Source organism: Nocardioides soli, from assembly GCF_014191495.1.
Classification (GTDB): Bacteria; Actinomycetota; Actinomycetes; order Propionibacteriales; family Nocardioidaceae; genus Nocardioides; species Nocardioides soli.
In genome coordinates, this window is record NZ_JACHWR010000002.1 from 582,619 (window position 1) to 595,360 (window position 12,742).

Sequence of the window (12,742 nt, forward strand, 5' to 3'; positions counted from 1 at the left end):
AGGCACACCTGGGTGATCCGTCGGCTTGCGCCCTCGCAGATTCGAGTCCTGCATCTGCCACCGGTCGGGACAGCGCCCCTGGCCTGCGGAGACGCGGGTCGGGGTCTTCGTCTTCCGCCCGACGGGTAGGTCGCCCCGTTGGGTTTCGGGCGTCCCTCCCGGGCCTCGCCCGAACGTGGTGCTCGGCCGCCCGACACGGACGTACGTCGCGGGGCCGGGCCATGCGTCGGGGTCGGCGGCCCGGACCGGTCAGAAGCTCTATGGAGCCGTGCACTCCCGACCTACCAGCCGGGTGTCGCCGGGCAGGGTTGACGGCAGACTCGTGGTTCACTCAGGCGTCCGAGCATGGAAGGGGACCAGGTGATCCAGACTCTCGGCGACCGGGCCAGGGCGGTGACCGGGAGTTGGCGGGTGGTGGTCCGTCTCAGCGTGGCTCCGGCGCTGGCGTGGTGGGTCTCGATGCAGATCTTCGAGCACAACCAGGCCTTCTTCGCCCCCATCGCTGCCGTCCTGACCCTGACGATCGGTACCGGCGAGCGACTCTCGATCGTCGTCGAGATCGTCATCGGCGCCGCCTTCGGCATCCTGGTCGGGGAGTTGCTGGTGCTGTCGATCGGGCGCGGGACCTGGCAGCTGATGCTGGTCGTCGCGCTGGCGGTGATCAGTGCTCGCTTCGTGGGGCTGCCCGGCCTGGCGGTGACGCAGGCGGTGATCTCCGGTGTCCTGCTGGTCGCGGTGGTCCCACTGCCGGGCATGACCGATCCCGCGCTGACCCGGTTCGCGGATGCGCTGATCGGCGGCCTGACCGCGCTGGGCATGATCATCGTGCTGCCGGCCAACCCGGTCCGGGAGATGGAGCGTGGCATCCAGGACCTGCGCGAGGAGCTGGCGGCCATCCTGGACAAGGTGGCGCGAGCGCTGCGGGAGCAGGACTCCGGCAAGGCGGCCGAGGCGCTATCGCAGGCTCGCTCGACGCAGTCGATGATCGACACGGTTTCGGCGCTGGCCGACAGCGGGAGCGAGATGGCTCGGCTCTCGCCGTTCCGATGGCGGCAGCGCACCGAGATGGCACGACGGGTCAGCGCTCTCATCGAGCTGGACCATGCGGTGCGCAACACGCGCGTCCTGACCCGGCGGACGGCGGCGATGCTGCGTCACGACGAGCGGGTGCCTGTCGGACTCGCGGAGTCGGTGGCCGAGCTGGCCCGGTTGGCGCGTACCGACGCGGAGAACGTGCCGGCACTGATCGAGGTCGCCAGGTCGGCGATTCGCGCGGCCTCGGGGTCCTTGACGATCAACACCGCCGCGCTGGCCTCCCAGATCCGGGCGATCGTCGCGGACATGATGCTCGCGGCCGGCACGCCGTACGACGACCTGGACAGCGTGCTCGACTTCTAGCCGCCTCCAGCTCCCCGCCGGCCGATCTCACCGGAAGCCTCGGTGCCCGGGTCCGGTGGTGTCCGCGATGGGGCGGGGCACCGCGGACAGGGCAGGTCGTCAGGGGATCAGACGGGACGCGTACACCTCGCGACTGATGACATGGAACGCCTCGCCGAACCGGTCGGGCTCCGCCGCCAGGAGGGCGCGCAGCTCGGCTTCCTCGAAGTAGCGGAACTCGACCGACTCGTGGTTCAGCACCGGGACCTCGTCGGTCTCCTGCTCGTAGGCGATGAAGAGGTGATTCTCGATCGTGCCGGTCGCCAGGTCGCGTCGGTAGACGTAGGTGCCGACTTCGCGCGCGTCGGAGAGGTCGAAGCCGAGTTCCTCGCGTGTCTCGCGTCGCAAGGCTGCGGCCGGCGTCTCACCCGCCTGGACATGACCTCCCACCGGCGAGACCCAACGACCGGCATCCTGGCGGTCGTCGGCCTGACGGACGAGGAGCCAGCGCCCTCGGGAGTCGAACACCTCGGATACCACCGTGCGGTGCAGGAGACCCGCGGCGTGAGCACGGAGCTTGTCGCAGGCATAGACCGGGTTGCCCCGGACATCCAGGATGTCGACGAGCTCAGGGCCGTCGCGCTGCGGCGCCGGGGAGGTCATCGGCTCAGTCATCCTGTTGGACCTGCGCCGCGCGGACACTCCAGACCCCGAGAGGCTCACCGTGCTTCGTGGCGTGCCCGTCCTCTCTCGCGAACGTGACCCCGGCGAGCCTGTCCCTGGCCGGATAAGCGATGTCGCGGTAGAAGGAGTCGCTGATCATGACCTGCCCCTCGCCGGCGGCCCCCATGACGCGAGCGGTCCAGTTGAGAGCGCTGGAGATGACCTGCACCGATCCGCCGCGCATGGTGATCCACATGGCGGGGCCGGCGTGTACGCCGAATCGCAGCTGGTAGGTGCGCAGCGACTCGAACGTTCGAGCGAGGGAGAGGGCAAGAAGCAGCGGGGTCAGCCGGTTGGCGGGCTGGCGCAGGCACACGAAGAAGCCGTCACCGGTGGGCAGCACGCACAGGTCGGTGGCGAACTGACTGGAGACGTTCTCGTCGTGGTGCAGGGCGTCGAGCAGGTCGCGGAAGATCGTGTACTGCTCCGCGTCGGTTCGTTTGCTGAATCCGACGGTGTCCACGCCGAGGGCGTAGACGTGCTCTGTCGAGTCGGAGTCGATGATCGGGATGGCGTCCAACGTGGGTCCCTTCCTGGTGAGCCGCGTGCGCGGCGTTTGGAGGATCTTGGCCGGGCTGCGGGTCGATGACTCGGAGCGCGCGACCCAGGCCCGGTCGACGAGTGCGGCGTGCTGCCTGAACGGCTTCCAGCGACGGTGTCGCAGCACGACGCGTTCCAGGGCCAGACGAACGACGTCGTCGGGTTCGCGGTCGATCCATGCGGCGACGTCGTCGGCGAGGAGCCTCGGCATCGGCGTGTTGGCGAAGCCCAGGGCGACACCCTCGCGTACCAGGGGATTCGCGTCGTTCATGGCGGACTTGACGATGTCGAGATAGGGCAGGTGGTTGCCGGGGTCACGGACGAGCAGCCGCGTGTACCAGCGCCGGACGTTCGGGGGGAGCATCTCGAAGTCGGTCGGGTCGATCCGAACGTGGGTGAGGTTTGCGTGGGGGTCTCGATGTGCGGCCCACAGGCTGTACTCCACGACCAGCTCGTCGTCGCTGGTGGTCAGTTCGCGCATCACGGCCAGCGGGACGGCGGCTGGTGTCCGACCATGGCGCATGCCGAGCCACTGGTGGGTGAGGGGCTCGTCCGCATCCATGGCGACCTTCAGGAGGGTGGGATCGACCGGCCGGGTGGTCCGGAAGTAGTCGGAGGCGAGCTCGAACACAGGTCGTGCCGAGTCGTGGCCCACCGCTTCGAGGGCTTCGCGTGCCGAGAAGGTCCCGCTGATGGCCGAGAGCGCGCCGTAGCTCCAGGTCACGTTCTCGGGGCGGGTCTCCTTGCCGAGCCGGGCCGCCAACCACGGCCACCATGCGGGGTCTCGGAGAAGTCCGATCAGCTTGGACAACCAGAGTCGAACAGCGGGGTCCTCGGAGGACTTGAGGAAGCCGATGAGCGTCAGCACCTGCGGGTCGCGGCGAAGGTCGACCTTGTAGCCGGCCTCGATGGCGTCACAGATGCGCTGTAGTCCTCGCTTGTTCAGGGCCGGATCGGGACTGGAGAGCAGGTAGACGAGCTCGTGTTGCCGCAGCGGGGTCATCCGGCCTCGCTGACGGGGCACTGGAGGAGCAGCGCGTCGAGGTGCTCGATGATGTCGCCGAGGCAGCCGTCGATGGGTTGTCCTCCGTCGACGACGAGCGAGGCGCGGCGCCGCTGTGGCTCGACGATCGTGCGGTGCCCCGGGAGGACCGTGGTCCGCCATTGATCGCGGATGGAGTCGGAGCTACGTCCTCGGGTCGCGACATCTCGGTCGTGTCGTCGCTGGTAACGGACGTGCTCGGGTGCGTCGAGGAAGACCTTGAGGTCTGCGGTGGTGATCACGTGATCGATGGCGAGGGCGAACATCCCTTCGAGGACCAGGATGCGAGGGGGCAGGAACGTGGTGGTGCGGGGGCTGCGCAGCCGCACGGTGAAGTCGAACTCGGGGACGTCGACTCGGCGCCCCTCCCCGAGGGCGACGAGGTGCTCCGTGAGCAGCCCGACGTCGACGGTCTCGATCGAGTCCCAGTCGAGGGCTTCCCGTTCCCGCGCCGTCAGGCCGTCGAAGTGTCTGTAGTAGCTGTCCATCTCCAGAAGCCCGCACGATTCGCCGTAGTGATCGACGAGCGCGCCGGCCAGGGCGGTCTTGCCCGCGCCGCTGCCGCCGGTGATCGCCACGACCAGTGAGCGAGCGTGGAGTGCCGGGTGGAGTGTCATGTGGTGTCACCTCGGTCCTGCGGCGGTTGCCGTCGTGAGTGATGCTCGAGTCGGGCGCGCTCTCACCAGGGCGCGGGGCCGTAGTCCTTGAGGAAGCAGCCGAAGATCTCCTCACCGAGCTCTCCGCGGACGATGGGGTCGTAGACGCGGGCCGCGCCGTCGGCGAGGTCGAGCGGCGCGCGGAACCCCGCGGACGCCTCATGCGCACGCTGGGCGTAGGGCCGTTCGTCGGTGATCCAACCGGTGTCGACGCTGTTCATGTAGATGCCGTCGCGTCGCAGGTCCGGGGAGCTGGTCCTGGTCAGCATGTTGAGAGCCGCCTTGGCCATGTTCGTGTGCGGGTGCGTCGGGTTCTTGTAGTGCCGTCCGAACTGTCCCTCGACGGCGCTCACGTTGACGACGTATCGACGCGCGGAACGAGCAGCGGCCATGGCTGCACGGAGGTTCGAGACGAGGAGGAAGGGCACGGTGACGTTGATCAGCTGGACCTCCAGCATCTCCACGGGGTCGATCTCGTCTACCTTCTTGGACCAGCTGTTGGCGGGCACGCGGTCGGGGATGAGCCCGCCGGCATCCAGGTCCGGCGCGGTCGTGGCGCTGGGGATGAGAACGTCTCCTTGTCGCCGGCTCGAGTCCAATGCCACGGGGTCGCCGTCGCCTCGGCGGCCGGTCGCGAGATGCGGCATGTCGTCGGCGCTGGGGTCGACCCGTGCGGTCAGCATCCGGCGGGTGTCGTGGACGCCGGGGAGCTCCCCGGCCTGTTCGCGCGCCAGGAGCGGGCCGTACGCCTCGGCGGTGCGACGGACGGTCTGGGCCGCGTTGTTGATGAGGATGTCCAGAGGGCCCGCGTCGGCGATCTCGTGTGCGAGCCTCATGACCTGATCGAGCTGACGCAGGTCGATGCCCACCACGTGCAGGCGATCCGACCAGTCGTCGTAGTCCTCGATCGCGGTGAACCTGTCGGCGGCGTCGCTCGGAAACCGCGTGGTGAGGGTGACGTCGGCCCCGTCCCTCAGGAGCCGCAGCACGACTTCTTGACCGATCTTGGCGCGCCCGCCCGTCATCAGGGCCCGGCGTCCGCCGAGGTCCGCCCGCGCATGGCGCCGCACCCAGTTCTCGGCGGCACAGGTCGGACAGAGCGCGTGGTAGAACGAGTAGACCCTGCGGTATCGCGACTTGCAGACGTAGCAGCTGCGCGGGAACTGGAGCGACCCGAGGTACTCGGGCGGCCCGGCGAACGGCTCCGTCGCGTCATCGACCCGGGAGGGGCTGCCGGTCACCGTCGCAGCGAGCAGCTCCAGATCGCGCTCGGAGGGTCGCCCTGCGCTGCGTCGCCTCGGGCGCTCGGACTCGTAGGGGTCGTCCTGCCCGGCAGCGAAGGGAAACGCGTACTGGTCCCTGCCCGATGCAGCCGGTCGGGCTGCGGCGATCGGTTTCGGGTCCCGCGTCGATCCTGACCGGACGGTGGTACCGGCTCCGTCGTCTCCGGGCTCCGGGCGGGGCGCAGTGGCACCCGCCCGGGAGCGACGCATCCGCACCCGGCGCCGATGGTGCGGAGAAGCGCTCCGCGTCATGGCGTCCGGCGATCCGGTCGGACGTTCGTCGGGCACGATCTCCAGCGGCGCGTCGCCCAGGCACAACTCGTCGTCGGGGCGGTCTTCGAAGGCAGTCGTCACGGTTCGGGTCCTTGCACTGTACGGACTGGTTCCGACACATGGTCGCGGACCGGATCGCGTCGCCGGAACGTCTCGTGTTGCTCAGATGGGTCCCTCGTTGCACCGTCCGCACCGCGTTCCTGCCGGCGTTTGAAGGTGCGTCCGGGAGATTCACGGCGACATGTCTTGGTGAGTTCCGACTGCAAGAATCGGCCCTGGGTGAAAGTCTTCAGCCGTGGCAAGCAACCCTCACGCGCCCGAGCCGAAGACCAAGCACTCGGCGATCGGGAAGGTGCTCGACGCTGTGCTCACCTTCGGTGCTGAGGACCTCAACCAGAAGCAGATCGCGGACTGCGCCGGTGTGGTCGAGGGGAACGTGACCCGCGCCAAGAAGGCGGTCGGGAACTTCGGTCCGCTGCTCTCCTCGGGTCCCGTTCGGTTCACCTCCGAGATGGGCCTCGTCCTTGCCGTCAGTGTCGGTGCCGAACGCATCCGCGCGGGGCTGGTCGACGCGAACGGAAGCCTCCACTGCCGGACGACGACTCCACCCCTCCGAGGTCAGCTGGCACTCTCCCAGCGCGAGCTCCTGCAGCACGTGGCTCGGTTGGCGGCAGAGGTCCTCGAGAAAGCCCTGGGAGACGCGACCCTGGTGCGTGCCGACGGCACCCTCCCTGTCTTCGCAGCCGCCATGGCGCTGCCCACGCCCATCGACCGCGACCACCGGCAGGTCAACGGTGCGCTGTCGCACAAGAGCTGGGAGGATCGCTCCCCCTACCCGACCCTGAACCATGCCTTCGCGGCCATCCTCGGGCCTGCCTTCACCAGCGAGACCGCGCAGGTGATGAACGACTGCAATGCGGCCTCGATCGCTCTTGCCTTCGATCGAGTCCGCACCGTCGAGAAGCCCCGGCGGACGCTCGCACCCGTGAGCTTCCGCCAACGAAGCACCATCATGGTGGTGCGGGTGGGTGGCGCGGTCGGCTGCGGGATCATCGAGGTCGCGGCGGACCAGGACGAGATCTACGTCTCCAGGTTCTTGAAGTCGCGGGTGATGGTGGGGACGCATGCTCTCGCCGGTGAGATCGGGCACATGCCGATCTCCGAGTCCGCGGTGGAGCTCTTGAACGAGAAGTCGAGCGACGTCCCCGGTCTCAGCCCGATCCGGTACGACGCGAAGTGCGCGTGCGGTCGGCTCAACCACCTCCAGGCTCTGATCGGCGGCGCGGCCCTGGCGAGGCGGCTCGGCGTCGCGACACACACGAGCGAGGCGCCGATCACGGTTCAGCTGGAGGGCTTTCTGCGGCCGGGCTCGACGACGACCGACAAGGCAGCGGCCCGGGCGCTCGACGACGCCGGACAGCTCCTGGGCAAGGCGTTGGTCGGGCCGGTGCTCGCTCTCGACCTGAAGGCGATCTCGGTGATCGGGGCTCTGGCGAGACCGGCTTTGGTGCAGGGACTCGGTGGTGCGAGAGACGACTGGGGGAAGGCGTTCTACACCGGCGCCGGTGTCGAGCTGGTCGACCCCGGCCCCGACTCGGCGTGGATGATTCCGCGCGGCGCGGGACTGGCGCTGATGCGCCAGCACCGTCACCGCAAGCTACGGCAGATCGGGAACGGACAGCTGGCGATGCTCCTTCCGTCGCTCGACGTGAGCCTCCCCTACGTGCAGCAGATGCGCGCGAAGGCGTGGTCCTAGGTCGGAACCCGCCCGTCGTCCCCGTGGGAGGTCGACCGGCTACCGAGTGGCGCCGGCGGCACGCGAGCCCCCGACGCCGGTTGGCGGGCCGATGTCCCCACCTAGCATGGGTCGCGAACAGCATTTCCGACGTCCCCCTTGACGTGTGCCGGTCGTCACGTGCACTATCTCCGGTATGGGAAACCGTTTTCCTACCGAGACGAAGCGGGTCACGATCGCCGACGTGGCGGCGCTGGCCGGCGTGTCCAAGGGGACGGTCTCCAAGTTCCTCGGTGACGGCGACTACTACATCGCCGAGGCCACCCGGGGTCGGATCGCGGCGGCCATCGCCGAGCTCGACTTCCAGCCGAACGCCCTCGCGCGGGGCCTGGTCCGGCGGCGCAGCCAGACCGTCGGCGTCGTCGTCGCGAGCGTGTTGAACCCTCTCTACCCCGAGATGATCACGGGCATCGACGAGGTGCTCGGCGAGCGGGGCTACACGCTGATCTTCGGCAGCACCGAGGGCTCCTCGGTGAAGGAGGCCGACGTCATCCGCAGCATGCAGCAGCGCCAGGTCGACGGCATCGTGATGGCCTCGGTGACGCTCCAGGACGCCGAGGTCAGCCAGCTCGTCGACGCCGGGCTCGACGTCGTCCTGGCCAGTCGCCACATGCGGCGCTCCGACCTCGTCGACGCCGTCATCGTCGACAACGAGGACGGCGCGCGACAGGCCGTCGAGCACCTGATCGCCCATGGACACAAGCGAATCGGCCACTTGGCGGGCCCCCAGAACGTCTACCCCTTCGAGATCCGGCGTGAGGTCTTCGAGCGCGTCATGCGTCAGGCGGGCCTTCCCGTCAACGGCCTGATCTCGGTCGCCGAGAGCACCCGTCAGGAGTCCGGCGCGCCGGCCATGGCGGAGCTGCTCGGCGCCGACGAGCCCCCGACCGCGGTGTTCGTGGCCAACGACAGCCTGGCCATCGGCGCGATCGAGGCGTGCGCCGCACGCGGCGTCCGGATCCCCGACGACGTCGCGATCGTCGGCTTCGACAACATCTGGGTCGCGCACCTGCACGGCGTCCAGCTCACCACCGTCGACAGCCGGGCGCGGGAGATCGGGCGCAACGCCGCCCATCGCCTCCTCGACCGCATCGAGGCCAGGTGGAACGACGGTGGCCACCCGCACCCCGTCGAGCTCCGGATGCTCCCCACGCGACTCGTGCGGCGCGGCACCTGCGGGTGCACCCCGGAGCCCCCCGATCCCCTCACAGGAAGCAGCAACTGAGCGCCTCTTGCGCGGCACGGATGGGAAAACGTTTTCCTATCCGTCTCTCGGATCCCACCAGTGGAGCCAGTCCCTGGCACCCTCCCGGAAAGGCAAGACCAGCATGACCCGACACAAGCGCATGTTCGCCGTCGCGGCGGCCAGCCTCTCGCTGTTCGCCGTCACCGCGTGCAGCTCCGCGGACGAGGTCGCCAGCGGCGGCTCGGACGGCGAGTCGAACTACACCTACACCAGCGACCAGGACGGCGTCACCGAGATGGAGGGCGCCAAGATGAGCTCCGAGCTCGGCGCTGTCGAGGCCAGCGACGACTACCGGATCGCGGTCGTGCTGAAGGCGCTGACCAACCAGTACTGGCAGGGCATCCAGAAGGGCGCGCAGGCCGCGGCCGACGACCTCGGCGTCGACGTCACCATCCAGGCGGCCAGCAGCGAGTCGGCGCAGACCGAGCAGCTCACGATCGCGCAGACCCTGCTCGGCCAGAACTTCGACGGGTACGTCGTGGCTCCGGAGAGCACCTCGAACCTGTCGCCGGCCCTCAAGCAGATGCAGGCCCAGGGCGCCCCGATCGTGAACGTCGACGACGCTCGGGTGCCGGCGACGGTCTACGTCGGGCCGGACCACGAGCTCGACGGCTCGCAGGCCGCGGCGGAGTTCGCTCAGGACTTCCCGAACGGCGCGAAGGTGGCCCAGGTGGAGGGCCAGGCCGGCTCCAGCGCCGCGATCCTGCGGATCAAGGGGTTCAAGGAGGGCGTGAAGAAGGCCGGCAACCTCGACCTGGTGGCCAGCGTGCCCGGTGACTGGGACGCCGACAAGGCGTTCGCGGCCGCTCAGCAGATCATCCAGCAGCACCCGGACGTCAAGGGCATCTACGCGAACAACGACACGATGGCCATCGGAGTCGCCAAGGCCGTCCAGGCCTCCGGCAAGGACATCGAGGTCGTCGGCACCGACGGCGTCCCGGAGGCGGTCGACGCGGTCCGCAAGGGCACCATGTTCGCCACTGTGAGCCCGCTTCCCTACTGGGAGGGGTACTGGGCGGTGGAGTCGGTCGTGCGGCTGCTCGAGGGCCAGGAGCTGGCCCCCTGGATCGTCGCGCCGGCCCAGCTGATCACGAAGAAGAACGTCGACGACTTCTACGACAAGGACGGACAGGTCCTCACCGACCTCTTCAACTGATCCGCACGAACCTGCACACGCCGGAGAAACGGAAGACCGATGACTGTTCGGGAAGCAGCGCTCGAGGTCACTGACCTGACCAAGACCTTCCCGGGGGTGAACGCCCTCGTCGGGGTGGGATTCAAGGCCTACCCCGGCGAGGTGCACACCCTCCTGGGGGAGAACGGCGCCGGGAAGTCGACCCTCCTCAAGACGGTCTTCGGGGTGCAGCGCCCCGACTCCGGTGAGATCCGGGTCGGCGGCCGTCCGGTCGAGTTCGCGCGCCCGTCGGATGCCATGAGGTCGGGCATCGCGATGGTGCACCAGGAGCTCAGCCTGGTGCCCCAGATGACCGCGGTCCAGAACCTCGTCCTGGGGCGTGAGAACAGCACCGGTGGAGTGATCGACTGGAAGGAGGCGCGGCGCCGCGCGGCCGCGGCGCTCGCGCAGCTGCGCTTCGATGCGCCGGTGAACGTCCCAGTCTCCCGGCTCAGCGTCGCGCAGCAGCAGATCGTCGAGCTGGCCCGGGCGCTGTCCACCGACGCGCACATCATCATCATGGACGAGCCCACCGCATCCCTGACGACCGCGGAGAGCGAGCGGCTCTTCGCGATCATCGACGAGCTCCGCGCCGACGGGAAGGCGATCATCTACGTCTCCCACCGGCTCAAGGAGGTCCTGGAGCTCTCCGACCGGGTCACCGCGCTGCGCGACGGGCGCCTGGTCGGCACCAAGACCCGCGAGGAGATCAGCGGCGAGGACGACCTCGTGCAGATGATGGTCGGTCGCAACCTCGCCGCGATCGGCGTGACGTCCAACGTCGAGAACGTCGGCGACGAGTTGCTCCGCGTCGAGGACCTCACCGTCCCCGGTGTCGTCGAGGGCGTCTCGCTGTCGGTCCGGGCCGGCGAGGTCGTCGGGCTGGCCGGCATGGTCGGTGCCGGGCGCACCGAGCTCGCCCGGGCGGTCATCGGCGCCGACAAGGCCAGCCACGGCAGCGTCTACGTCCGGGGCCGCAAGGTCACCATCCGGCGCCCGGCCGACGCGATCGCCCACGGCATCGCCCTGCTCACCGAGGACCGCAAGCACCAGGGGCTCGCCCTGGACATGACCACCGCGTCCAACGTCACGCTGATGGCGCCGCCCTCGCGGCTCGGCGTCCTCAACCGGCGCCGCCAGCGCGAGGTGGCCACCGAAGCGCTCGAGCCGCTGAACACCAAGATGCAGATCGACCGGCCGGTGCGGACCCTGTCCGGCGGCAACCAGCAGAAGGTCGTCCTCGCCCGCTGGCTGCGCTCGGACAGCGACGTGTTCATCTTCGACGAGCCGACCCGCGGCATCGACGTCGGAGCCAAGGGCGAGATCCACGCGATCATGCGCCGCCTGGCGGACGCCGGGAAGGCGGTACTGATGATCTCCTCCGACCTGCCCGAGGTCCTCGCCATGAGCGACCGCGTCCTCGTGATGCGCCGCGGCCGGGTGGTCGCCGAGCTGGACCGCAGCGAAGCCAACGAGGAGGTGGTGGTCCGTCATGCCGCCGCTGAGTGAGAACCCCCCGACTCCCGAGCCCGCATCGAACACCGCCACTGCAGGAGAACCCGTCATGTCCAACACCACGCTCACCGCGCCGGCCCAGGGCGACGCGGCCGGGAAGCCGACGCCGAACGAGCCGGGCCGGACCGTCGGCCTCGGTACCCTGGCCGGCCGGATGGCCCGCCAGGGCGGTCTGCTCGCCGTCATCGTCGTGATGGTGATCGGCTTCGGCATTGCCAAGCCGTTCTTCCTCGACTCCAGCAACCTGATGAACGTGCTGCTGCAGTCGGCGGTCGTCGGCATCCTCGCGCTCGGCCAGACCTACGTCCTGATCACCGGCGGCATCGACCTCTCGATCGGCTCGACGGTGGCGGTCACCGCCGTGTGCGCGGGCCTGTTCTCCCACTCGATGCCCCCAGCGCTGGCCATCCTCGGCGCGCTGGTCGTCGGTGCCCTGTGCGGCCTGGTCAACGGGTTGCTGATCACGGTCACCAAGATCACCCCGTTCATCGTCACCCTGGGAACGATGAGCATCTACGCCGGGCTCGCCCTGATCATCGCCGGCGGCCAGGCCGTCTACGGCATCCCGACCGGCTTCCAGGACGCGCTGGCCGGGGGCATCGCCGGCATCCCGATCCCGGTGTTCCTGTTCGTCGTCCTCACCATCGTCTCCGCGCTGGTGCTCAAGTACACGCTGTTCGGCGAGTACCTGATCGCCATCGGCGGCAACTCGGAGGTGGCCCGCCTCGCCGGCATCCGCGTCGGCCGGCACACCGCGTCGGCCTACGTCGTCGCCGGCGCTGGCGCCGGACTCGCGGGCGCGATCCTCACCGCCCGGCTGGGCGCCGCCGACCCGACCCTCGGTGCCGACCTGCTGCTGACCGCGATCGCCGCGACCGTCATGGGCGGCACGAAGCTCGCGGGCGGCGAGGGCTCCATGGTCGGGGCGGCGTTCGGCGCCGTGCTGATCGCGACCCTGACCGCCGGGCTGACCTCGCTCAACGTCCAGGCCTTCTACCAGCAGGTCGCGGTCGGCGCCGCGATCATCCTGGCCCTCCTGGTCGACCAGGCGGCGAGAGCCCGCAAGGCCTGACGCCGCCCCAGATCTCCACCATCAGCCACGCCCAAGGAGTGAACTC

The 12,742-nt window shown here is 69.4% G+C and carries 10 protein-coding genes; 6 read left to right on the forward strand and 4 right to left on the reverse strand.

All coding sequences use genetic code 11. The features are described 5' to 3' along the window. Positions 1-360 precede the first annotated feature (360 nt). The gene (locus tag FHU40_RS13280; protein ID WP_183592791.1) at positions 361-1,398 is read left to right on the forward strand and encodes an FUSC family protein; all 1,038 of its coding nucleotides are present in this window, start codon (positions 361-363) and stop codon (positions 1,396-1,398) included. A gap of 99 nt (positions 1,399-1,497) precedes the next feature. Here the strand turns inward: FHU40_RS13280 and FHU40_RS13285 are convergent, their stop codons facing one another. The 4 genes from FHU40_RS13285 to FHU40_RS13300 all read right to left on the reverse strand — a co-directional run bounded on the left by FHU40_RS13285 (position 1,498) and on the right by FHU40_RS13300 (position 5,579). Beyond that, positions 1,498-2,040: an NUDIX hydrolase gene (locus FHU40_RS13285; protein WP_183592792.1), complete on the reverse strand. Its 543-nt coding sequence runs from the start codon at positions 2,038-2,040 to the stop codon at positions 1,498-1,500. Between the two features lie 4 nt (positions 2,041-2,044). Further along, positions 2,045-3,643: a nucleotidyl cyclase domain-containing protein gene (locus FHU40_RS13290; protein WP_183592793.1), complete on the reverse strand. Its 1,599-nt coding sequence runs from the start codon at positions 3,641-3,643 to the stop codon at positions 2,045-2,047. After that, positions 3,640-4,299 carry a uridine kinase family protein gene (locus FHU40_RS13295; protein ID WP_183592794.1) on the reverse strand — a complete coding sequence of 220 codons (660 nt, stop codon included), beginning with the start codon at positions 4,297-4,299 and terminating at the stop codon, positions 3,640-3,642. Before FHU40_RS13295 ends, FHU40_RS13290 begins: the two co-directional genes overlap by 4 nt. Positions 4,300-4,361: 62 nt before the next feature. Then, a complete protein-coding gene (locus tag FHU40_RS13300; protein ID WP_221199827.1) occupies positions 4,362-5,579 on the reverse strand; it encodes an SDR family oxidoreductase in 1,218 nt (405 codons plus the stop codon). A 610-nt stretch (positions 5,580-6,189) separates the two neighbouring features. Between FHU40_RS13300 and FHU40_RS29515 the strand changes: the two genes are divergently transcribed. From FHU40_RS29515 to FHU40_RS13325, 5 genes are all read left to right on the forward strand, one after another. Next, complete coding sequence (locus tag FHU40_RS29515; protein WP_183592795.1) at positions 6,190-7,650, forward strand: ROK family protein; 1,461 nt, start codon at positions 6,190-6,192, stop codon at positions 7,648-7,650. A 175-nt stretch (positions 7,651-7,825) separates the two neighbouring features. Then, positions 7,826-8,914: a LacI family DNA-binding transcriptional regulator gene (locus FHU40_RS13310; protein WP_183592796.1), complete on the forward strand. Its 1,089-nt coding sequence runs from the start codon at positions 7,826-7,828 to the stop codon at positions 8,912-8,914. A gap of 103 nt (positions 8,915-9,017) precedes the next feature. Beyond that, complete coding sequence (locus FHU40_RS13315) at positions 9,018-10,091, forward strand: sugar ABC transporter substrate-binding protein (protein WP_183592797.1); 1,074 nt, start codon at positions 9,018-9,020, stop codon at positions 10,089-10,091. A 39-nt stretch (positions 10,092-10,130) separates the two neighbouring features. Beyond that, positions 10,131-11,618 (forward strand): sugar ABC transporter ATP-binding protein, encoded by a 1,488-nt coding sequence (locus FHU40_RS13320; RefSeq protein WP_183592798.1) that lies wholly within the window; start codon positions 10,131-10,133, stop codon positions 11,616-11,618. Between the two features lie 55 nt (positions 11,619-11,673). Further along, positions 11,674-12,696: an ABC transporter permease gene (locus tag FHU40_RS13325; protein WP_183592799.1), complete on the forward strand. Its 1,023-nt coding sequence runs from the start codon at positions 11,674-11,676 to the stop codon at positions 12,694-12,696. Positions 12,697-12,742: the final 46 nt, after the last annotated feature.

Bases quoted from the DNA above. Each gene is read 5' to 3' on its own strand.
- FHU40_RS13320 (WP_183592798.1), top strand. From the start codon at position 10,131: ATGACTGTTCGGGAAGCAGCGCTCGAGGTCACTGACCTGACCAAGACC.
- FHU40_RS13325 (WP_183592799.1), top strand. From the start codon at position 11,674: ATGTCCAACACCACGCTCACCGCGCCGGCCCAGGGCGACGCGGCCGGG.
- FHU40_RS13295 (WP_183592794.1), bottom strand. From the start codon at position 4,299: ATGACACTCCACCCGGCACTCCACGCTCGCTCACTGGTCGTGGCGATC.
- FHU40_RS13310 (WP_183592796.1), top strand. From the start codon at position 7,826: ATGGGAAACCGTTTTCCTACCGAGACGAAGCGGGTCACGATCGCCGAC.
- FHU40_RS13285 (WP_183592792.1), bottom strand. From the start codon at position 2,040: ATGACCTCCCCGGCGCCGCAGCGCGACGGCCCTGAGCTCGTCGACATC.
- FHU40_RS13290 (WP_183592793.1), bottom strand. From the start codon at position 3,643: ATGACCCCGCTGCGGCAACACGAGCTCGTCTACCTGCTCTCCAGTCCC.
- FHU40_RS13315 (WP_183592797.1), top strand. From the start codon at position 9,018: ATGACCCGACACAAGCGCATGTTCGCCGTCGCGGCGGCCAGCCTCTCG.